This window comes from Halomonas cibimaris (genome assembly GCF_055379665.1).
Map to the genome: position 1 here is coordinate 160,670 of NZ_AP043828.1, position 19,589 is coordinate 180,258.

Annotated in this window: 20 protein-coding genes; 13 read left to right on the plus strand and 7 right to left on the minus strand. The window is 64.1% G+C overall.

Translation table 11 applies throughout. From position 1 onward, the window contains the following. Positions 1 to 49: 49 nt before the first annotated feature. Complete coding sequence (gene clpS / locus ACZ415_RS00785) at positions 50 to 376, minus strand: ATP-dependent Clp protease adapter ClpS (RefSeq protein WP_464387786.1); 327 nt, start codon at positions 374 to 376, stop codon at positions 50 to 52. A gap of 261 nt (positions 377 to 637) precedes the next feature. Further along, positions 638 to 1,909: an NADP-dependent isocitrate dehydrogenase gene (gene icd / locus ACZ415_RS00790; protein ID WP_344702783.1), complete on the minus strand. Its 1,272-nt coding sequence runs from the start codon at positions 1,907 to 1,909 to the stop codon at positions 638 to 640. Between the two features lie 191 nt (positions 1,910 to 2,100). Here icd and ACZ415_RS00795 point away from each other — a divergent pair, with 191 nt between their 5' ends. The 8 genes from ACZ415_RS00795 (at position 2,101) to ACZ415_RS00830 (ending at position 10,220) form a co-directional block, all read left to right on the plus strand. Continuing rightward, positions 2,101 to 2,688: a pseudouridine synthase gene (locus tag ACZ415_RS00795; RefSeq protein ID WP_344702781.1), complete on the plus strand. Its 588-nt coding sequence runs from the start codon at positions 2,101 to 2,103 to the stop codon at positions 2,686 to 2,688. Continuing rightward, complete coding sequence (locus ACZ415_RS00800) at positions 2,685 to 3,143, plus strand: NUDIX domain-containing protein (RefSeq protein WP_344702779.1); 459 nt, start codon at positions 2,685 to 2,687, stop codon at positions 3,141 to 3,143. The genes ACZ415_RS00795 and ACZ415_RS00800 overlap by 4 nt, the downstream gene beginning before the upstream one ends. 75 nt (positions 3,144 to 3,218) lie before the next feature. Further along, positions 3,219 to 4,319, plus strand: a complete 1,101-nt coding sequence (mnmA, locus tag ACZ415_RS00805) for a tRNA 2-thiouridine(34) synthase MnmA (RefSeq protein ID WP_344702777.1) — start codon at positions 3,219 to 3,221, stop codon at positions 4,317 to 4,319. Further along, positions 4,316 to 4,957 (plus strand): high frequency lysogenization protein HflD, encoded by a 642-nt coding sequence (hflD, locus tag ACZ415_RS00810; RefSeq protein WP_344702775.1) that lies wholly within the window; start codon positions 4,316 to 4,318, stop codon positions 4,955 to 4,957. Before mnmA ends, hflD begins: the two co-directional genes overlap by 4 nt. 53 nt (positions 4,958 to 5,010) lie before the next feature. Continuing rightward, positions 5,011 to 6,396, plus strand: coding sequence for an adenylosuccinate lyase (gene purB / locus ACZ415_RS00815; RefSeq protein WP_344702773.1), 1,386 nt, complete (start codon positions 5,011 to 5,013; stop codon positions 6,394 to 6,396). A gap of 33 nt (positions 6,397 to 6,429) precedes the next feature. Further along, a complete protein-coding gene (locus ACZ415_RS00820; RefSeq protein ID WP_344702771.1) occupies positions 6,430 to 7,605 on the plus strand; it encodes a cupin domain-containing protein in 1,176 nt (391 codons plus the stop codon). Positions 7,606 to 7,865: 260 nt separating this feature from the next. Beyond that, complete coding sequence (locus ACZ415_RS00825; protein ID WP_344702769.1) at positions 7,866 to 9,464, plus strand: isocitrate lyase; 1,599 nt, start codon at positions 7,866 to 7,868, stop codon at positions 9,462 to 9,464. Between the two features lie 288 nt (positions 9,465 to 9,752). Continuing rightward, entirely contained in the window at positions 9,753 to 10,220 is a 468-nt protein-coding gene (locus ACZ415_RS00830; RefSeq protein ID WP_344702767.1) for an outer membrane lipoprotein, read from the plus strand. Positions 10,221 to 10,359: 139 nt separating this feature from the next. Here the strand turns inward: ACZ415_RS00830 and ACZ415_RS00835 are convergent, their stop codons facing one another. Beyond that, positions 10,360 to 10,638 (minus strand): hypothetical protein, encoded by a 279-nt coding sequence (locus tag ACZ415_RS00835; protein WP_344702765.1) that lies wholly within the window; start codon positions 10,636 to 10,638, stop codon positions 10,360 to 10,362. A 205-nt stretch (positions 10,639 to 10,843) separates the two neighbouring features. On the opposite strand from ACZ415_RS00835, the gene ACZ415_RS00840 reads away from it, so the two are divergent. Further along, complete coding sequence (locus ACZ415_RS00840; protein ID WP_344702763.1) at positions 10,844 to 11,332, plus strand: FKBP-type peptidyl-prolyl cis-trans isomerase; 489 nt, start codon at positions 10,844 to 10,846, stop codon at positions 11,330 to 11,332. A gap of 77 nt (positions 11,333 to 11,409) precedes the next feature. On the opposite strand, the gene ACZ415_RS00845 is transcribed toward ACZ415_RS00840, so the two are convergent. The 4 genes from ACZ415_RS00845 to ACZ415_RS00860 all read right to left on the minus strand — a co-directional run bounded on the left by ACZ415_RS00845 (position 11,410) and on the right by ACZ415_RS00860 (position 15,729). Then, positions 11,410 to 12,594 carry an MFS transporter gene (locus tag ACZ415_RS00845; RefSeq protein WP_344702761.1) on the minus strand — a complete coding sequence of 395 codons (1,185 nt, stop codon included), beginning with the start codon at positions 12,592 to 12,594 and terminating at the stop codon, positions 11,410 to 11,412. A 30-nt stretch (positions 12,595 to 12,624) separates the two neighbouring features. Beyond that, a complete protein-coding gene (locus tag ACZ415_RS00850; protein ID WP_344702759.1) occupies positions 12,625 to 13,251 on the minus strand; it encodes an NlpC/P60 family protein in 627 nt (208 codons plus the stop codon). Between the two features lie 83 nt (positions 13,252 to 13,334). Next, complete coding sequence (locus tag ACZ415_RS00855; protein ID WP_344702757.1) at positions 13,335 to 15,368, minus strand: YbeU/YbeR family protein; 2,034 nt, start codon at positions 15,366 to 15,368, stop codon at positions 13,335 to 13,337. Between the two features lie 124 nt (positions 15,369 to 15,492). Beyond that, positions 15,493 to 15,729, minus strand: a complete 237-nt coding sequence (locus ACZ415_RS00860) for a GlsB/YeaQ/YmgE family stress response membrane protein (RefSeq protein WP_344702755.1) — start codon at positions 15,727 to 15,729, stop codon at positions 15,493 to 15,495. Between the two features lie 241 nt (positions 15,730 to 15,970). Here ACZ415_RS00860 and ACZ415_RS00865 point away from each other — a divergent pair, with 241 nt between their 5' ends. Genes ACZ415_RS00865 through ACZ415_RS00880 form a run of 4 tightly spaced genes read left to right on the plus strand, consistent with a single transcriptional unit; the run spans position 15,971 to position 19,512 of the window. Beyond that, positions 15,971 to 16,861, plus strand: a complete 891-nt coding sequence (locus ACZ415_RS00865) for an aldose epimerase family protein (RefSeq protein ID WP_344702753.1) — start codon at positions 15,971 to 15,973, stop codon at positions 16,859 to 16,861. Continuing rightward, a complete protein-coding gene (locus ACZ415_RS00870; RefSeq protein ID WP_344702751.1) occupies positions 16,858 to 17,055 on the plus strand; it encodes a hypothetical protein in 198 nt (65 codons plus the stop codon). Before ACZ415_RS00865 ends, ACZ415_RS00870 begins: the two co-directional genes overlap by 4 nt. A 4-nt stretch (positions 17,056 to 17,059) precedes the next feature. After that, positions 17,060 to 18,457: a YcjX family GTP-binding protein gene (locus tag ACZ415_RS00875; RefSeq protein WP_344702749.1), complete on the plus strand. Its 1,398-nt coding sequence runs from the start codon at positions 17,060 to 17,062 to the stop codon at positions 18,455 to 18,457. Further along, entirely contained in the window at positions 18,454 to 19,512 is a 1,059-nt protein-coding gene (locus tag ACZ415_RS00880; RefSeq protein ID WP_344702747.1) for a YcjF family protein, read from the plus strand. The genes ACZ415_RS00875 and ACZ415_RS00880 overlap by 4 nt, the downstream gene beginning before the upstream one ends. Positions 19,513 to 19,589: the final 77 nt, after the last annotated feature.

The following is a 19,589-nucleotide window of genomic DNA, read 5'->3' on the forward strand; positions in this document are numbered from 1 at the left end:
CACTTGCAAGCCTTCCGGCGAGGTTTTTGTCAACGCTTGCCGCGCACCGCTACTCGTCGGCTGCCTGGATATCGCTCATCAACGGGTGCTCGCACTCCCTGGCATAGTCGTTGACCTGACGGCTCTTGGTTTCGGCCACGTCGCGGGTAAAAAGGCCGCAGCTGGCCTTGCCCCGATGATGCACCGTCAGCATGATTTCAATGGCGGCTTCGCTATCCAGGTAAAAAAAGTGCTGGAGCACCTCGATGACGAAATCCATCGGCGTGTAGTCGTCGTTGTGCAGCACAACCTGATACATGGGCGGCCGGGCAAGCGCAGGGTCGGCCGGCGCCACCGAGACGGCATCGTCGCCTTCCGGCGAGGCCGGCCGGGTCATGCCCGTCTGCGGCGGGCGGTTCACACAAAAGGTCAGCATAGGCAAAAAAATCGCATCGTTCACGCCGAACGGGACAGCTGCAGGTGCGCACCGCTTGGACGCCCCGCCCGGCCAAGAGTTCAGAGCTCCGGCGAATGCCGGGCCCGCGAAGAAACGCCGCACAAAATAGCACAGCCGGGCACGCCGGCATAAAAAAGCCCCGCCCGCGCGAGGTGCGGACGAGGCTTGCAGCCGTGGCAATGCCGGTTTGCCGTGTAGCGGTTACATGTTGTCAGCGACCGCCTGGCCAAACTCAGAGCACTTGAGCAGCACGGCGTTGTCCATCTGGCGGTGGAAGTCGTAGGTGACTTCGCCTTTGGCGATGGCTTTTTCCATGCCCTTGATCACAAGCTCCGCGGCTTCCGTCCAGCCCATGTAGCGCAGCATCATCTCCGCGGAGAGGATCAGCGAGCCGGGGTTGACCTTGTCCTGGCCGGCATACTTGGGTGCTGTGCCGTGGGTGGCCTCAAACATCGCTACCGAGTCGGAAATGTTGGCCCCCGGGGCAATGCCGATGCCGCCCACTTCGGCTGCCAGCGCGTCGGAGATGTAGTCGCCGTTGAGGTTGAGCGTGGCGATCACGTCGTATTCCGCCGGGCGCAGCAGAATCTGCTGCAGCATCGCATCGGCAATCACGTCCTTGATGACGATATCCTTGCCGGTGTTGGGGTTTTTCATGGTCATCCACGGGCCGCCGTCCAGAAGCTCGGCGCCGAACTCTTCTGCGGCCAGCTCGTAGCCCCAGTTTTTGAACGACCCTTCGGTGAACTTCATGATGTTGCCCTTGTGCACCAGCGTCAGCGAATCGCGGTCGTTGTCGATGGTGTACTGGATGGCCTGGCGTACCAGCCGCTTGGTGCCCGCCTCGGACACCGGCTTGACGCCGATACCGCACTGCTCGGGGAAGCGAATGTTGGTCACACCCATTTCTTCGCGGAGAAATTTGATGACCTTGTCCGCCTCGGCCGAACCCGCCTGCCATTCAACGCCGGCGTAGATGTCTTCGGAGTTCTCGCGAAAAATCACCATGTCGATGTCGGCCGGCTTTTTCACCGGGCTGGGTACGCCTTTGAACCAGCGTACCGGGCGCTGACAGACATAGAGATCCAGCTTTTGACGCAGCGCGACGTTAAGCGAGCGAATGCCGCCGCTGACCGGCGTGGTCAAAGGCCCCTTGATCGAGACCACGTAGTCTTCAACGGCGCGCAGGGTTTCCTCGGGCAGCCAGGTATCGGCGTCGTAGACGTGGGTGGCTTTTTCGCCGGCGTAGACTTCCATCCAGTGAATCTTGCGCTCGCCGCCGTAGGCCTTGGCCACCGCCGCGTCAATGGCGATCTTCATCGCCGGGGTAACGTCGGTGCCGGTGCCGTCGCCCTCGATGAAGGGGATGATCGGCTCGTGGGGAACGTTAAGCGTCTTGTCGGCGTTGACCGTAATCTTGCTGCCCTTTTCCGGGACAACAATGTGCTGATAATCCGCGTGGTTAGCGCCCATGAAAAACTCCCTTGTGGGGGTCGACCCCCGGGCCGGGTTGGCCCGGAGCCGACAGATTGATTCAGTGCGTCACCCAGTGTAACACCGCCGCACACAGGCACAGTAGCCTTAAGCGCGCGCACTGATCTAAAGTCGAGTATGCTGTGGTTTTTCCTGCTTCCTTCTGACGTTGGAGCGCGACCGACGCCGCCATGAGCCAACTCTATCTGCTGCACAAGCCTTACCGCGTGCTCAGCCAGTTCCGGGACGACCGGGGCCGCGCGACGCTGGCCGACTATCTGCGCGCCAAGGGCGTCTACCCGGCCGGCCGACTGGACTACGACTCCGAAGGCCTTTTACTGCTCACCGACGACGGCGGGCTGATCCACCGCATCGCTCACCCGCGCCACAAGCAGCCCAAGACCTACTGGGCCCAGCTCGAAGGCGAGATCGACGACGAGGCGCTGGCCGCGCTGCGCCAGGGCATCACACTCAACGACGGCCCGACACGGCCGGCCCGAGCCCGGCGCATTGCCCCGCCTACCGTGGCCGAGCGCACCCCGCCGATAGACCCCAGGCGCCACCCGCGCACCGGCTGGATCGAGCTTGAGATCAGCGAAGGCCGCAACCGCCAGGTACGCCGCATGACCGCCCACGTGGGCTTTCCCACCCTGCGTTTGATCCGCGCAGCCGTTGGCCCCTGGCAGCTGGGTGATCTGGCCCCGGGCGAGTGGCGCCGTGAGACCTTGCACATGCCGCGCACGACGCGGGGGAAAAGCCGCCGGAGAGCCGCACGATGACACCTGACCGCCAGCGCCCCCATATCCGCTCAACCGTGGCCTGCGTGATGCAGCGCGGCGAGCGCTTTTTGATGGTAGAAGAGGATCGCGGCGGGCCCGTGACGCTTTACAACCAGCCTGCCGGGCATATCGAACCCGGCGAAGGGCCCATGGCTGCGACGCGGCGCGAGGTACGAGAAGAAACCGCCTGGGACATCACGCTCGACGGCTACCTGGGGCTTTACGTGTTTGAGCTCAACGGGCTGACGTTTCACAGCCACGGCTTTATCGCCTCGCCGGTACGCTTTCTGGATACGCCGCTGGACCCCGACATCCACGCCACGCACTGGCTAACGCTTGACGAGATTCGTGCGCTGGACGCTGCCGGGCGCATGCGCAGCCCCCAGGTACTGCCGCGCATCGAGGCAGCGCTGGCCGGGCGGCGCTTCCCCCTGGCGATGCTGCACGAGAACTGATCGCCCGCTCGAAGCACCGCCGGCCCATCGTGTATACTCAGGCCCTATCTCTGGCTATTTCAATTGAGGATGCCCATGCCATCCACCCAAGGCAAAGTGATCGTCGGCATGTCCGGCGGCGTCGACTCTTCCGTTTCCGCCCTTTTGCTGCTTGAGCAGGGCTACGCGGTTGAAGGCCTGTTCATGAAGAACTGGGACGAAGACGACGGCACCGAATACTGCACCGCCAAGCAAGACCTGGCGGACGCCGAGGCGGTGTGCGCAAAGCTCGGCATTGTGCTGCACACGGCCAACTTTGCCGCCGAATACTGGGACAACGTCTTCGAGCACTTTCTCGCCGAGTATCAGGCCGGGCGCACGCCCAACCCGGACATCCTGTGCAACCGCGAAATCAAGTTCAAGGTCTTTCTCGACTATGCCGAGATGCTGGGCGCCGACAAGATCGCCACCGGGCACTATGTTCGCCAAAGGCAGGGCCGTTTGCTCAAGGGGCTGGATGCCAACAAGGATCAAAGCTACTTTCTCCACGCCGTGCCCGAGGCCGCCATTGCCCGCACGCTGTTCCCCGTAGGCGAGCTGGAAAAGCCCGAAGTGCGAAGGCTGGCCGAGGAACACGGCCTTGCCACGGCGCGCAAGAAAGACTCCACCGGCATCTGCTTTATCGGCGAGCGGCGCTTCAGCGATTTTTTAAAGCAGTACCTGCCCGCCCAGCCCGGCACCATCGAAACCCCGAACGGCGACGTGATCGGCACGCATCAGGGGCTGATGTACTACACCCTGGGCCAGCGCCAGGGCCTGGGCATCGGCGGGCTTTCCGACTACTCCGAAGACCCGTGGTACGTGGCGCAAAAAGACCTTTCCCGCAACGTGCTCGTCGCCGTGCAGGGCAAGCACCACCCGCTTTTGTATAGCGACTCGGCGGCCACCGAACCCATGGAGTGGATCGCCGGCCACCCGCCGGCGGCTGAAGGCCGTTTTCGCGCCAAGACGCGCTATCGCCAAAACGACCAGCCCTGCACGCTTGTAACCCGCACCGACGGCGGCGTTGACGTGCGCTTTGACGACCCTCAGCGCGCGGTCACGCCGGGGCAGTCGCTGGTCATCTACGACGGCGATATCTGCCTGGGCGGCGGTGTCATTCGCGATACGTGGAACGCCAAGGAGGCTGCGGCATGAGTCACGCCACCCCCATTCACCGCGCCCCGGACGACCCGGCCACGCGCCAGGCACTGGCCCTGGCCGGCGTGTTTCAGGCCGCAAGCGTGGTTGACGAGCTGGCGCGCAACGGCCACGCCGACCCGCGCGCCTGGGAGACGCTGATCAACGCCACCGTGGATACCAACCCGGAAAGCTTCGAGGCGATTTACGGCGGCCATCCCAACAACCTGCGCCAAGGGCTTGAAGTGCTGGAAGCGCTGGTGGGCCGCAAACAGGCCAGCCCGGTCATCATGCGCTACGGCTTTTCGCTGATTTTGCTGATGAGCAAGCTGCGCAACAACCGCGACATGCTCGATCAGCTGGGCGAATCCCTGGGCCGCGTGCAGCGCCAGGCCGAACACTTCGGCGCCACCCACGAAAACGTGGTGTCCAACCTCGGCGAGACCTATCAGCAAACGCTTTCCACCTTCAAGCATCGCATCGTGGTGCAGGGTGATCCCACCATGCTGCAAAGCCCGATGATGCCCGAGCGCGTGCGCGCCACGCTGCTGGCCGGCGTGCGCTTTGCCCTGCTGTGGCACCAGCAGGGAGGGCGCCGCTGGAAGCTGATGTTTCAACGCGGTGCGCTGCGCCGCGCGCTGGATGATTTACGCTAGCCCGCGAGCTTTGCGCCCGCGCCCGTGACGACTGACCGATTTGGAAAACACCCATGCAACTCTCCGCCCTGACCGCCCTTTCCCCCGTTGACGGCCGCTACGGCGCCAAAACCGCCGCGCTGCGCGAACACTTCAGCGAGTTCGGCCTGATTCGCGCCCGCGTTATTGTCGAGGTGCGCTGGCTCCAGCGCCTGGCGGGCCACGGGCAGATTGTCGAAGTGCCGCCGCTTTCCGCTGGCGCCGCGGCCTTTCTCGACGGCCTGATCCGGGATTTCAGCGAGGCCGACGCCCAGCGCATCAAAGACATCGAGCGCACCACCAACCACGACGTGAAAGCCGTGGAATATTTCCTCAAAGAGCGCATTGCCGGCCATGCTGAGCTCAATGCGGTCAGCGAGTTCATTCACTTCGCCTGCACCTCGGAAGACATCAACAACCTCGCCTACGGCGTGATGCTACGCGACGGCTTGAACGCCCTGCTGCCCACGCTGCACGAACTCGTCGAGGCCGTCGCCCGGCTGGCCGACGAGCACGCCGCCCAGCCAATGCTCTCGCGCACCCACGGCCAGACCGCAAGCCCCACAACGCTTGGCAAGGAAATGGCCAACGTCGCCTACCGCCTGAAACGCCAGCTGGTCGCCGTCGAACGGGTCAACGTACAGGGCAAGATCAACGGCGCGGTGGGCAACTACAACGCCCATCTGATTACCTACCCGGAAGTCGACTGGCAGGCCAATGCGCGCACCTTCGTGGAAGGGCTGGGGCTTGTGTTCAACCCCTACACCACCCAGATCGAGCCACACGACTACATCGCCGAGCTGTTCGATGCGCTGGCGCGTTTCAACACCGTGCTGCTCGATTTTAATCGCGACGTCTGGGGCTATATTTCGCTTGGCTACTTCAAGCAGAAAACCGTCGAGGGCGAAATCGGCTCGTCCACCATGCCGCACAAGGTCAACCCCATCGACTTTGAAAACTCCGAAGGCAATCTGGGGCTTTCCAACGCGGTGCTGGGGCATCTGGCGGCGAAGCTGCCGATTTCCCGCTGGCAGCGTGATCTCACCGACTCCACCGTGCTCAGAAACCTGGGCGTGGGCCTGGGCTACGCGGTGATCGCCTATCAGGCAGCGCTGAAAGGCCTCGCCAAACTGGAGGCCAACCCCGAACGGCTGAACGGCGATCTGGCCGCCAGCTGGGAAGTGCTGGCCGAACCGATCCAGACCGTGATGCGCCGCTACGGCATCGACAAGCCCTACGAGAAACTCAAGGAACTCACCCGGGGCAAGCGCATCGACCAGGCCGGCTTTGCCGCCTTCATCGACGCGCTGGCACTGCCCGAAGACGTTAAAGGCGAACTCAAAGCCCTGACCCCGGCCCGCTATATCGGCAACGCCAAAGCCCAGGCCCGCGATCTCACGCAGCAGCTACGCACGCTATAACGCTGTCAACCGGCTACCTCCAAGGATACCGCCATGAGCCACCACGATACGCCGCTGACCCTGCTGGGAGACCTGACCCCGGCGGAGTTTATGGCCGAATACTGGCAGCAAAAGCCGCTTTTGATTCGCGGCGCCATGCCCGACTTTTTATCCCCTATTGACGCCGACGAGCTGGCCGGCCTTGCCTGCGAAGACGGCGTGGAAGCGCGCCTGGTCGAAGAGCACGGCTCAGACGGCCCCTGGCAGGTGTCCCACGGGCCCTTTGACGAGGCCACGTTTGCGCGTTTGCCCGAGCGCGACTGGACGCTGCTGGTACAGGCCGTGGACCATTATGTGCCCGCCATGGCGGATCTGCTGGACGCGTTCGATTTTCTGCCCCGCTGGCGGCTCGACGACATCATGGTCAGCTACGCGCCCCCCGGCGGCAGCGTCGGCCCCCACGTGGATCAGTACGACGTGTTTCTGCTTCAGGCCGCCGGCCACCGCCGCTGGCAGCTGGGCGGCAAAACGCCGGACGACGCCCCGATCCTTGAAGGCGTGGATCTCAGGATTTTGCAAACCTTCGAGGTCGAGGCAGACTCCGACTGGGTGCTCGAGCCCGGTGACATGCTCTATCTGCCGCCGGGCTGGGCCCACCACGGCATCAGCGAAAGCGATGAGTGCATGACCGTTTCCGTCGGCTTTCGCGCCCCTTCCGCCGACGAAGCCGTGACCTCCTATGCCGACTACCGAGGCGAGCAGCTGCCGGCGTCGCTGCGCTACAGCGATGCCGCAATGGCCCCAGCCGAGAACCCCGGTGAAATTGACGACGCCGCCCTTGAGCGCATACGCCAGCTCATCCTTGACACCCTGGATACCCCACAGCAGATCAGCCAATGGTTCGGCCGGGCCATGACCCAGCCCAAATACGTCGATCAGCTGGTCCCCTTCGACCCGCCGCTGGACGAGGCGACCCTTGTCGAAAAACTCGAACAGACGCCGCTGCACCCGGCCCCGGGCGCGCGCTTTGCCTGGCGTCGCGACGGCGATGCCACCACGCTGTTTGCCGACGGCGAAGGGTACCCCTGCACGCCGGAGCTTGCCGTCAGGCTGTGCGACAGCCGGCGACTGCACGCCGACGTACTCAGCGACTTTCCCGGTGCTGCACCGCTGCTGACCCGTCTGGTCAACGCCGGCAGCCTCAACTTCCCGCTGGACGACGACGCCTAGCCCTGCGCGGTATCGCACTTTTTGCCAGGCGCCGGGCGCCTGGCCTTTCCCCTCCTTCAAGACCCCCGCATGAAGCTGCACTACAGCGACGGCGATACAAACCGTCCCGTGTCGTCACGCTACAACCCCGCCTGCCCCTAAGCGCCAATTGTCTGTGGATCGCGGCTGACAGATAGTGACGGCAAGGCTTCAGCGGCGCCGCGCCGTCGAATGCCGCTGGCGATGCCACGCCAACCTATCCACACCGGAGGAAACCGCTCATGACAGGACTGCTCGAAGACATCAAAGCGCTCAAGCAGCTGCGCGACGCCCAGGGTGACAAGTGGGACAACATCAACGCCGAGCACGCAGCGCGTCTGCGGCGGCAAAATCGCTTTCAGACCGGACTGGACATCGCCCGCTACACCGCCGCCATCATGCGTAACGACATGGCCGCCTACGACGCCGACAGCGCGCGCTACACCCAGTCGCTGGGCTGCTGGCACGGGTTTATCGGCCAGCAAAAGATGATCTCCATCAAAAAACACTTTGGCGACACCCAAGGCCGCTACCTGTACCTTTCCGGCTGGATGGTCGCCGCACTGCGCAGCGAGTTCGGCCCCCTGCCCGATCAGTCCATGCACGAAAAAACCTCGGTCGCCGACCTGATCGAAGAGCTCTACACCTTTCTGCGCCAGGCCGACGCCTGGGAGCTCAACCACCTGTTTCGCGACCTTGACGACGCCCAGCAGGCAGGCGACGACGCCCGGGCCGAGTCGCTGATTCGCCAGATCGATGCGCATCAAACCCACGTCGTGCCCATTATCGCCGACATTGACGCCGGCTTTGGCAACGCCGAGGCCACCTACCTGCTGGCGAAAAAATTCATCGAGGCCGGTGCCTGCTGCATTCAGCTGGAAAACCAGGTCTCCGACGAAAAGCAGTGTGGCCACCAGGATGGCAAGGTCACCGTGCCCCATGCGGACTTCATCGCCAAAATCAACGCCGTGCGCTACGCCTTTATCGAGCTTGGCGTCGATGACGGCGTGATTGTTGCGCGCACCGACTCCCTGGGTGCCGGCCTTACGCAAAAAATCGCCGTCACCGACGAGCCCGGCGACCTGGGCGATCAATACAACAGCTTTCTCGACGGCGACGAAATCGAAAGCGCCGCAGAAATCGCCAACGGCGACGTTGTGATCAAGCAAAACGGCAAGCTGGTCAAGCCCAAGCGTCTGGCCTCCGGCCTTTACCAGTTCAAGCCCGGCACCGGCGAAGACCGCGTGGTGCTCGACTGCATCACCAGCCTGCAAAACGGCGCCGATCTGCTGTGGATCGAAACCGAAAAGCCCCACGTCGGCCAGATTGCCGGCATGGTCAACCGCATTCGCGAAGTCTGCCCGGATGCCAAGCTGGTCTACAACAACTCACCGTCGTTTAACTGGACGCTGAATTTCCGCCAGCAGGTATTCGACGCCTGGCAGGAAGAAGGCAAGGATGTCTCTGCCTACGATCGCGCCGATCTCATGAGCGAGCGCTACGACGACACCCCGCTTGGCCAGCTGGCCGACCAGTGGACCGCCAACTTCCAGCGCGATGCCGCCCGTGAAGCCGGCGTGTTCCACCACCTGATCACGCTGCCGACCTACCACACCGCCGCGCTTTCCACCGACAACCTGGCCCGCGGCTACTTCGGTGAAGACGGCATGCTGGCCTACGTCGCCGGCGTCCAGCGCGAGGAAATCCGTCAGGGCATCGCCACGGTCAAACACCAGGACATGGCCGGCTCCAACATCGGCGACGACCACAAGGAGTTCTTCCACGGCGACGCCGCGCTCAAGGCCGGCGGCAAGGACAACACCATGAATCAGTTCGGCTGATGGTCATCCGGCAGAGCGCGCCACGGGCGTATCGCCAGGCAAGCTAAACAACACAAGGGAGGCCAGCGCCTCCCTTTTTTGTGCCTGTCGGTTTTGCGCCCGCCGGACCGAGGCGACGACTTCGCGGCCATGCGCAGCCATGCACGCAAAAGCGTTTTCAGAGGGGGCGGAAATCATCAGGGTGTTAATGAACAGCGTTTCAGCCTATGCTGCACGGCGTAAAACCGCCTTGAGCGGCGGGACTTATCCTATTACGCTGTACGTAACATACTGATTGGAGGATGTACCATGAAGCGACTACTGCCCGTAGCTGCCGTCAGCCTGCTAACGCTTGCCGGCTGCGTCAACACCTCTCCCTACTCGGGGGATGTGTACAGCGGCAACCAGGCCAAGGCCAGCCAAAACGTCACCTACGGCACCGTCGTGGCGGTGCGCCCGGTACAGATCCAGGCCGATAGCCGCACCGGTGGGCTGCTCGGCGGCGGCACCGGCGCGCTGATTGGCGGCGTTCTGGGCAGCCAGATCGGCGGCGGCAGCGGCAAGAAAATTGCCACCGCCGCCGGCGCGATCGGCGGGGCCGTAGCAGGTACCGCAGCGGAAGACCGCGCCAACCGCATCAACGCCGTTGAGCTGGAAATTCGTACCGAGTCCGGCAACGACATCGTGGTCGTGCAAAAGGCCGATCGTCAGTTTCAGCCCGGGCAGAAGGTTCGCCTGATTGGCTCAGGCTCCAACGTCAGCGTTGCACCGTACTAATCTCGCCGTACTAATCTCGCCGTACTAACCTCACACCGTACCAATCTCGCCGCCTGCACCGTGCAGGCGACGATCAAGCATAAAAAAACACCGGCTTTGATAAGCCGGTGTTTTTACGATCAGACGTTTGCCCGGCGCCTTACGCAGCTTTTTTACCGGCAACGCCTACCGCCTTGGCAACCACCAGCGCGACAATACCCAGCAAAATCACCACCAGCAAAACGTCGACCGGGCGCACCAGAGCCGTTGCCCCCAGAATCGCGCTGGCCGCCACCCAGACAAACCGGTTTTTGCCGTGGCTTTGCAGCATCGCAGGCAGCATCTTGTCGATGCCCTGACTGACCCCCTTGTTCCAGCGCTTGTTGGCAAAATAGACGATCAGCGCAAAGGCAACGACCCAGATGACAAAAATTGTCATAGAAAGACTCCAGAAGGCAGCAGTTCGGACGTCAAAAGCAAACGTCATAATAAAGAAGTGGCGTTAGGGTAGCTTTGCTCTGTAAACGGCGCAATAGCGACAGGGGGTTGCGGCAAGGAAAATCCCCGCGACCCCTGACATTGGGCCCGTTTCCACGTTACCATTTGCCGACACGACTCCAATGCACTCACCGAAAGGTTCTTTCATGCAAATTGCGCAAAACTCGGTCGTCGCGTTTCACTATACCCTGACCAACGATGCTGGTGACGTGCTTGACAGCTCCGAAGGTCGCGAACCTTTAACGTATTTGCACGGTACCGGTAACATCATCCCGGGCCTGGAAAAGCAGCTGGAAGGCGCCTCTGCCGGCGAAAAGCTCAACGTCAGCGTAACGCCGGAAGAAGGCTACGGTGAGGTTCAGGAACAGCTGATGCAGGAAGTACCGCGCGACGCTTTCCAGGGCGTAGAAAGCGTTGAGCCGGGCATGCAGTTCCAGGCGCAAACCGAAGGCGGCCCGCTGATGGTCACCGTCAAAAAGGTGGAAGGCGACACCGTAGTGGTTGACGGCAACCACCCGCTGGCCGGTCAAAACCTGACGTTTGACGTGGAAATTGCCAGCGTCCGTGAAGCCAGCGCTGAAGAAATCGAGCACGGCCACGTGCACGGCGAAGGCGAAGGCAACGCCGAGCACTAAACGCGCTTTTGTCTACCGGACATCGCAAGTCAAGCGGCCCCAGCGGGGCCGCTTTTTTTATCGCCGGTTATCGCCGGTTATCGCTGGCGTCGCTCGACGACGCGTAGCCAGGCCGCAATGGCGAACGTCACCGCAAACAGCACCCACGAACCCAGCGTTACCCCGGCCCAGCCGTTCCACAGCCAAAACGGCTCCAGCCAAAAGCCGCCAAGGCTGGCTCCGGTGTAATAAAACACCAGATAAAGCGCCGAGGCGCTGCCTCTTGCATGCCCTGCGTTGCGCCCAACCCAGGCAGACGCCAGCGAATGCGTCAGGAAAAAACCGAAAGCGTTGACGACAAGCCCCAGAATAATCAGCGCCAGCGAATCGGCCCGGGTCACGGCGGTGCCCACACACAAGATGGCAACGCCGGCTATCATGCAGCTTGCCGGCGTAAAGCGTCCGGCTAGCCGGCCGGACAGCATGGACGCCGCAGTACCGCTGAGATAGGTCAAAAACAGCAGCCCCAGGCTGCTCGCTGCCAGGCCGTACGGCGCCTGCGAAAGCCGGAAGGTGATGTAGCTGTACTGGTTGATAAACACCATGAAATTGATACCGCCCAGCACATAGGCACCCACCAACACCGGCGTTTGCAGGTGCTGATAAAGGCTGACGACGGCGGTGCGCAGGTGGAACGGCCGCGGCACAAAGGTCTGGCTGCGCGGCAGTAGTCGCCAGAACACGGCACTGCCTGCCAAGGTCATGCAGCCCACGGCTATAAAAGCCGCCGACGCACCGCCCAGATCCGCCGCCGCGCCGCCCACGACGCGCCCGCTGATACCGCCCAGCGAGTTCGCGGCAATATAAAGCCCCACAGCACCGGCCAGAGCCGGCTTATCAAACGTATCCGCCATCCAGGCAATGGCCACCGCCGGCAGGCCGCCGAGCACAAAGCCTTGCAGCAGGCGCAACCCCAGCAAAGCAGAAAAGCTGGGCGCAAACGCCAGCATTATAGACCCGATACCCGCCAGCAGCAGGCTGTAGCGCATGATCCCTTCGCGCCCGACAGCGTCTGACAGCGGCCCGAACACCAGCAGCGCCGCCGCTAACGAAAGCGTTGCCGCCGACATCACAAAACTGACCGCAAGCGTGGAGACGTCGTAGGTTCGGTGCAGCTCGGGCAGCAGCGGCTGAGGCACATAGAGGTTGATAAAGACGAGAAAGGAGCCCAAACACAGCGCGAGCGTGGCCCGCCACCAGGCCGGCGTATAAAGGCGGATCATAAAAAGCGACTCACCCCGAGGGCCCAGGCGTTACAGCACACGGCTTAACCGAGCCATTTGCGGACGCTCCAGCGTGCGGCGCGACTGCCAGTAGTAGCGCTGCCAATACGTGTTATCCAGCGCCGAAATGGTAACGCCCTGCGAGACCGAGGCATGGAGAAAATAGCCGTCACCCACGTAGATGCCCACATGGCGACTGCCCGGCGGACGGAAAAACACCAGATCGCCGGCGCGCAGGTGGCGACGCTTGATCGCATGCCCCTTGTTCACCAGCCCGCGGGTGGTGCGCGGCAGAGACACGGCAAACGTATCCTGATAGACGTTTTGCACCAGGGCCGAACAGTCTATTCCCCGCTGCGTGGTGCCGCCCAGCCGATACGGCGTGCCTGACCAGCGCTTGTGCTGCTTTAACAGCGCCCGACGTATGACCAGCGGCGGCGGGTTTCGCAGACGCGACAGCTGAGTGACGGGATTGTCCACCGGCGACATCAGCGCTTCGTCGTCGCCGGGCACGCCCGGCAGCGACGAGGCAAAATCGTCTCCCGGCGGCTCGCCACCGGCTCCGCCGCTGCTCGCACATCCGGCCAGTATCACAGCCAGCGCCAGCGCACAGGCATAGCGAACCACTCCAGAGAAATAGCATGACACCACAGCCATGGCAGTCCTTACTTCAGCAAAATAAAAGGCCCGGCAGCCGCAGCCGGCGATAGCCCGCTTCTGGCAGGCCAGCCCTCCCCGGCTCAATGCAGCGTTTGCCGATCACCCGGCAGCGTATCAATATGCAGCGGTGCAAAATGGCGCGGCCGGCTGCCGGGAAAATCCAGGCTGGCCCAGACGCCCGCCAGCACCGGTGCGCCGCAGCACCAGGCCACCAGCGCATGGCGCAGCCCGGCGAGAAAACTTTCGCGCTCGTCAGTCTCGCCCATGAAAAAGGAAAAACCGGCGTAAAGGCCGTCGGCGTACTCCTGCCAGCCGCCGTAATGGTTTTCAGCCAGCACGTAGGCACGCTCCAGCACCTCCGTCAGCCCGCGGGCATCCAGCCAGCCAAGCTCGCGACCGGCAATGGCTAAATCCACGGTCTGGGCGATATCCCAGGCGGCCATATCACGCTCGTTGCAGCCGTCTTCGTTATCGCGCACGCGCTTTAGACGCAGCACGTGATGGCGCTCTTCCAGCGGGCTGGCGCCGGTTTGTGAAATCGCGATCTCTTCTTCCAGGCGCTCGCGGTTCAGCGTATAGGGCGCGTAGTTGATCTGATAGTCCTGGCGGTCGCCGGCCTCCAGCATGTAATCGATAAACCCGCGCAGCTCATCGGCGCTATGCAGCTGGTAGTGCTCTTCCATCCAGGCGACCAGCGCCTCGCGTTCGCGACGGCTTTCCGGGCTCGGCTGGCGCCATGTGGTGCTGTTCAGCGGCCCTACCAGCGCCATGGCGGTAAAATGACGCAGCGACGGGCGCGGGTGAGGCTCGCACCACGCGCCGGGCTGCCAGTCTACCCAGTGGAACACGCTGCCCGGATCGTGCAGATGCCAAGCGATATCGTGGCACAGCCCGGCCTGGTCGGGTTCGGGCAGGCAGCGCTCCCAGGCCAGCCAGGCTTCCAGCAGACGCGTGGGTGTGGTGTAAAAATGACACAGGCAGCTTTTCAGCGACTGCGCCATGGTCAAAAGCGCCGCCTCGTCGAAGCGCCGGGTATCCAGAGCGGTATGCAGATAAAACGCGAACTTTTCCGCCATATGCACGGTAGCGGCGTAGCGGCTGGCCTGGCCCAGCCGGCCGCGCTCCGCCAAGGCCTCACGCGATGGCCGGCCAAACGGCGTACGCGACGGCGGGTAAACGCCGTGAGCGGCGTCCGCTGCCATCTGGTTGAGATGGTGCGCCTCGGCCGGCAGCCAATAGCGCCCCAGTGCCTCGGCGCCCTCGTCGGCGTAAAGCTCCAGGGCATCCTTGAGATAGCGCTCGGCGTCCGCGCGGTGCTGTTCCGGCAGCGGTAGCCGCGGCTCGCGCTGGCGCAGCATAAGCGCCGGGTCGCGCACGCCGGCAAGCGCCTGCAGCCAGTGGCCAAGCGTGGCGCGGTAATCGCGCATGGCCGCGCGCGAGGCGGCAAGGCCTGGCGGCGTCAGCAGTGCCGCCAGGGCGTGCTGCCACGGCTGCTCCGGGGCGTTCAGCGCCGCCGGCGGCGGCAGCGTATGCGCCGCACCCCGGCAGTCCGTGCCGCTGAACAGGCCAAGACCGCGCAGATAGGCACAGAGCACCTGTTGCCAGTCGTCATAGCGCCGGTGCAAAAGATCAGCGGCGTGACCGGCAAAGTGCGCCACCTCAGCCTCGCTGAGAAAACCACAGCCGCCGCCGGCCCAGGCCAGCTCTGCCAGACGCAGCCAGTCCCACGCCGCCCACTCCAGCGGCTCGCCTGCGGCGACCCATTCGCACAGCAGCGCGGCGTAAGGGGCGCTGTGGTTTGACGTTTGTTGCTGCCATTCCCTGCGTTTGGCCACGTTCATGGCCTTGAGCGCGGCGGCATCCACATCCCAGCGCTGGCGCTCACCCTGGGCGGCCAGCCACAGCATGGCCTCTATCAGCGCCTCGCGGGCGTTAATCTGCCAGGTTTGAGCAAGCCACAGCTCGGCGGCAGGCCAGCGGCCATAGGCGTCAGGGCAGGCAATACCCAGGCTCGAAAGATTCTTGTGTGCCTCAGCGGGCAGCGCGCAAGGCGCAGCATCTGCCGTGCACAGTGTTAGCTGTTGGCCCCACCAGGCATGTAACGCGTCGAGCAAAAGATTCCCCTATAGCACCACGGGCCCGCCAAAGCGGCCGGCACACAACGGCGCTTAGTGTAACGGGACGCGCAAGAGAACGGAAAGCGTGATCACACATGAGGCGCAAAACGCCAGCCCGCGGTCACCGCACTTTGCTCACGACCCACAGCAGCACGGCCGAGCCCGCCACGGCGGTCACCAGCGAGCCAACAAATCCCCCGGCCTCCAGCCCGACCAGGCCAAACAGAAAGCCGCCGATAATGGCGCCGACCACCCCGACACCAATATTGCCGACAATACCAAAACCGCCGCCGCGCATCAGATTGCCTGCAATCCAGCCGGCCAGACCGCCGATGATCAACCACGCTAACAGTCCCATGGGCCTCTCCTTTTATCGTTATCAACAAGAGAATTATCGTTATCAACAAGATCACGGCAACGCGAAAGGTGCACCGCGTATCTTGCTTGTCTTACCATAGCAGACGACTTAAGGTGCCTTGCATACACGCCACCGATCAATGCCCCGCATCGCCACACAGGGCTCATGCACGCTATTTTCGCGATGGCTTTTTTCTGTGCGGCGCGCGGGACTCACTTCACGACGATCACCAGGACGCTCCATGATCCCCGACTCGCTTCAGCAGCGGCTTGAAACAACCGATGGCCAGCAAACTCTCACCTGGCAAGGGCGCGAGCTGGTGCTGTTCAACCAGGACTGGGGACAGCTGGCCGTGGCGCTTACCGGCGCCCAGGTGGTGCACTTTCAACCCACAGGCGACACCGCCCCCTGGCTGTGGTTGACGCCCACACCTGCGCCGCCGCCGGCCCCCTTGCGCGGCGGTATACCGCTTTGCTGGCCGTGGTTCGGCGACGAGCGCTACGCTGATGAGCACCCCGACCGACCGGGGCCTTTCCACGGCACGGCGCGGCTGGCCCCCTGGCGGCTGGACGGCGTTGACGAGCACGAAGAAGGCATCGAGGTGCACCTGTCGCCGGAGCAGCGCCTGCACGGCCGGCTCAATGCCCGGGCGGTCATTCAAGCCAACGCCCGGCGCCTGCACGTGGAGCTGATCAGCGAAAACGTCGGCGACGCCCCGGTCAAGACCAGCGCTGCCCTGCACACCTATGTGGCGGTGAGCGATGCCTTTGCCTGCCGGCTGGAAGGCCTTGCCGGTGCCCGCTATCTGGACAAGCATCGCGGCTTTGCCGAAGGCGAACAGCAGGGGGTTCTGGCGCTGGGTGGCGCCGTGGACCGCATCTATCACAGCAACGCCGCCGTTGACGTGGACGACGGCCGGCGCCTTCTGCGCGTGGCCAAAGAGCAAAGCGACTCCACCGTCGTCTGGCACCCCGGTCAAACGCCGCTGGATGACACCCCCGCCGCCGCGGCGCGCGGTTTTGTCTGCGTTGAAGCGGCCAATACCCGGCTGGACCCGGTATGGCTGGTGCCCGGCGCCCAACACCTGCTGGGCACAACCCTCACACGCCCAACAACGGAGGACTCGGCATGAACCTTTCGCTGTGGATCGATGCGTTCTCCATGGTCTTCAACATTATCGGCATGGTACTGGGCGTCGGCGGGCTGCTGCTCGCCCAGCGCTCTCACCGCCGCTGGCCGGGCTATGCGATTACTGCGCTCGGATTTATCGTGGCAACGCTGCCGTTCTGGTATCAGCTGCTTAACACCGTAACAGGGGCGGAATAGCGGCGTGGCTGCCGTACACGAAACCCTCGGCCGAGAGCTTGGCAACCTGCTGGAGCGCGGCCGCGATCGCCAGCTGCGTCTGGCCGTCACTGGCCTTTCCCAGGCGGGCAAAACGGCGTTTTTGACCTCGCTGGTCAACCAGCTGCGCCACGCCGGCGTGGAAGCTCGCCTGGATCTGCTGCCTGCCGCCCGCGACGGTCGCCTGCTGGGTGCCCAGCGCCTGAACCAGCCGGACCTGGGCGTGCCGCGCTTTCCCTACGATCCCGCCATGCAGGCGCTGAACGCCACCCCGCCGCGCTGGCCTGCCCCTACCCGCGGCATCAGCGAGCTGCGCCTGGAGCTGCGCTATCGTCCGTCGCGCAGCGGCTGGCTGCGCAGTACCACCTCGCATCTGACGCTGGACCTTTTCGACTACCCCGGCGAATGGCTGCTGGACCTGCCGCTGCTGGACCAAGACTACTACCAGTGGTGCCAGACCCGGCCCTACGCCCAGGGTGAACAGCGCCGCGAGCTGTTTGCTGAATGGCTCACTGCCGCCGAGGCGCTTGACCCGGCGGCAGAGGCCGACGAGGCCGTGCTTGCCGAACTCGCCGAGGCCTACGCCAAAGGCCTTAGACGCGCCAAGCAGCGCGGCTTTTCGCACCTGCAGCCCGGCCGCTTTTTGCTTCCCGGCGAACTCGACGGCGCCCCGGTGCTGCAGTTTTTCCCCCTGCCGCACCTGGAGCAGTCCCGAGAAGCGCTGAACGCCCTGCCCGATTCCAGCGTTTACGCCACGCTTGCCGCACGCTTTCGCTACTACCAGAAACAAGTGGTGCAGCCGTTTTATCGCGATCACTTTCGCCGCTTTGACCGCCAGATCATACTGGTGGACGTGCTCGGCGCACTGAATGCCGGGCCAGAGCGCTTTGAAGATCTGTCGCGCGCCCTTGGCGAGCTGATGCAAAGCTTTCGCTACGGCAAGCGCAGCCTGCTTAACCGGCTATTCACCCCGCGCATCGACCGGCTCGCCGTGGCCGCCACCAAGGCCGACCACGTCACCCCCGAACAGCACGACAACCTTGTGACCCTGCTCAACACCCTGCTGCAGGAGCCGCTCAAGGATCTGCGCTTTGCCGACGTGCCGGTCAAGGCGCTCTCGCTTGCCGCCATCCGCGCCACCCAGACGCGCACCGTCAGCCAGGGCAGAACCCAGCTGCCGGCGCTGCGCGGCACCACGCTTGAGGGCGAAGAGGTGCTGGTCTACCCCGGCGACGTGCCCGCCGCGCTGCCGGACGCCGCCTTCTGGCAGCGTCAGGGCTTTGACTTTCCGCATTTTCGCCCTATGCCAAAGACGGCCGAGGCGCTGCCGCACATTCGCATGGACGCCGCCATCGACTGGCTGATCGGAGACAAACTGACATGAGCTCGCCCAGGCCACGCCGGCACTTTGCCCTTGGCGGTGACAGCGTCGCCAAGCCGCAAACCCAGCGCCACGATACGCTGCGCGGCGCCTACCGCTTCGACGACACCGCCGAGGAAAAGCCGACACCCCACGATACCGCCAGCCGCGATGCCCTGCCTGAAGAAAGTCTCGGCGCGCCGCGCAAGCGCCGCTGGGGGCTTTTGCTCACGCTTTCCGGCGCCACCGCACTGGGGACCGCCGAGCTGGTTACCGGCCTGCCCGACGCCGTTAGCGGCGCCCGCTGGCTGGACGCCGCCTGGCAGCTTTTCGGCCTGGCGCTGGTCGGGCTGGGCGCCGCTGCCATGCTTGGCGAGCTGACCCGCCTTGGGCGCCTCAAGCGCCACGCCAAACTGCGCAGCGCCCTGGCCGCTCTACCCCAGCGCTCGCCACGCCAGGCCAGCGAGCTGGCCGGCCGGCTGCAAAGCCAGCTCAACCTCGCCGATGACGACCCGCACTGGGCGGCGTTTCATGCCGCCCGCGAGCCCCACCACAGCGGTACCGAAACGCTCGCGCTGCTTGACCATCACCTGATTGCCCCGCGGGACCGCGAGGCGCGCAGGCTGATCTCGCGCATGTGCGGGGAAACCGCCGTCATGGTCGCCGTCAGCCCCTTGACGCTGGTGGACATGGCGCTGGTCGCGTGGCGCAACCTGGCCATGATCGATCGCATCTGCCGGCTGTACGGGCTGGAGCTGGGCTATGCCAGCCGCCTGCGCCTGTTCAAGACGGTGCTTGCCAACATGGCCTTTGCCGGCGCCAGCGAGCTTGCCAGCGAGGCCGGCATGGACATGCTCTCGCTGGACATGACCGGCCGGCTTTCCGCCCGCGCCGGGCAAGGGCTCTCGGTGGGGCTGCTGAGCGCTCGTCTGGGGCTGCGCGCCATGCGCCTGTGCCGCCCGCTGGCGTTTGCCCCGGGCCAGCAGCCAAGAATTGGCGATTTACGCCGGGAGCTTTGGCATCAGCTGCGCCGGCTGGACGCCTCGCCTCAGCCGGGCGAGAAAACGCCCCCGCCTTGAGCTGGACTACCGTCGTGATTGGCGCCACCGCTTCGAATCCGTATAGTGGCAGCCTATTCTTGCCAACCGATTGAGCC

What these genes read in the sequence shown, in the direction of transcription:
- hflD (WP_344702775.1), top strand. Translation starts at nt 4,316, where the DNA reads ATGAGTCACGCCACCCCCATTCACCGCGCCCCGGACGACCCGGCCACG.
- ACZ415_RS00860 (WP_344702755.1), bottom strand. Translation starts at nt 15,729, where the DNA reads ATGGGACTGTTAGCGTGGTTGATCATCGGCGGTCTGGCCGGCTGGATT.
- ACZ415_RS00820 (WP_344702771.1), top strand. Translation starts at nt 6,430, where the DNA reads ATGAGCCACCACGATACGCCGCTGACCCTGCTGGGAGACCTGACCCCG.
- icd (WP_344702783.1), bottom strand. Translation starts at nt 1,909, where the DNA reads ATGGGCGCTAACCACGCGGATTATCAGCACATTGTTGTCCCGGAAAAG.
- ACZ415_RS00850 (WP_344702759.1), bottom strand. Translation starts at nt 13,251, where the DNA reads ATGGCTGTGGTGTCATGCTATTTCTCTGGAGTGGTTCGCTATGCCTGT.
- ACZ415_RS00840 (WP_344702763.1), top strand. Translation starts at nt 10,844, where the DNA reads ATGCAAATTGCGCAAAACTCGGTCGTCGCGTTTCACTATACCCTGACC.
- ACZ415_RS00845 (WP_344702761.1), bottom strand. Translation starts at nt 12,594, where the DNA reads ATGATCCGCCTTTATACGCCGGCCTGGTGGCGGGCCACGCTCGCGCTG.
- clpS (WP_464387786.1), bottom strand. Translation starts at nt 376, where the DNA reads ATGACCCGGCCGGCCTCGCCGGAAGGCGACGATGCCGTCTCGGTGGCG.
- ACZ415_RS00835 (WP_344702765.1), bottom strand. Translation starts at nt 10,638, where the DNA reads ATGACAATTTTTGTCATCTGGGTCGTTGCCTTTGCGCTGATCGTCTAT.
- ACZ415_RS00880 (WP_344702747.1), top strand. Translation starts at nt 18,454, where the DNA reads ATGAGCTCGCCCAGGCCACGCCGGCACTTTGCCCTTGGCGGTGACAGC.
- ACZ415_RS00795 (WP_344702781.1), top strand. Translation starts at nt 2,101, where the DNA reads ATGAGCCAACTCTATCTGCTGCACAAGCCTTACCGCGTGCTCAGCCAG.
- ACZ415_RS00870 (WP_344702751.1), top strand. Translation starts at nt 16,858, where the DNA reads ATGAACCTTTCGCTGTGGATCGATGCGTTCTCCATGGTCTTCAACATT.
- ACZ415_RS00830 (WP_344702767.1), top strand. Translation starts at nt 9,753, where the DNA reads ATGAAGCGACTACTGCCCGTAGCTGCCGTCAGCCTGCTAACGCTTGCC.
- ACZ415_RS00825 (WP_344702769.1), top strand. Translation starts at nt 7,866, where the DNA reads ATGACAGGACTGCTCGAAGACATCAAAGCGCTCAAGCAGCTGCGCGAC.
- ACZ415_RS00800 (WP_344702779.1), top strand. Translation starts at nt 2,685, where the DNA reads ATGACACCTGACCGCCAGCGCCCCCATATCCGCTCAACCGTGGCCTGC.
- purB (WP_344702773.1), top strand. Translation starts at nt 5,011, where the DNA reads ATGCAACTCTCCGCCCTGACCGCCCTTTCCCCCGTTGACGGCCGCTAC.
- ACZ415_RS00865 (WP_344702753.1), top strand. Translation starts at nt 15,971, where the DNA reads ATGATCCCCGACTCGCTTCAGCAGCGGCTTGAAACAACCGATGGCCAG.
- mnmA (WP_344702777.1), top strand. Translation starts at nt 3,219, where the DNA reads ATGCCATCCACCCAAGGCAAAGTGATCGTCGGCATGTCCGGCGGCGTC.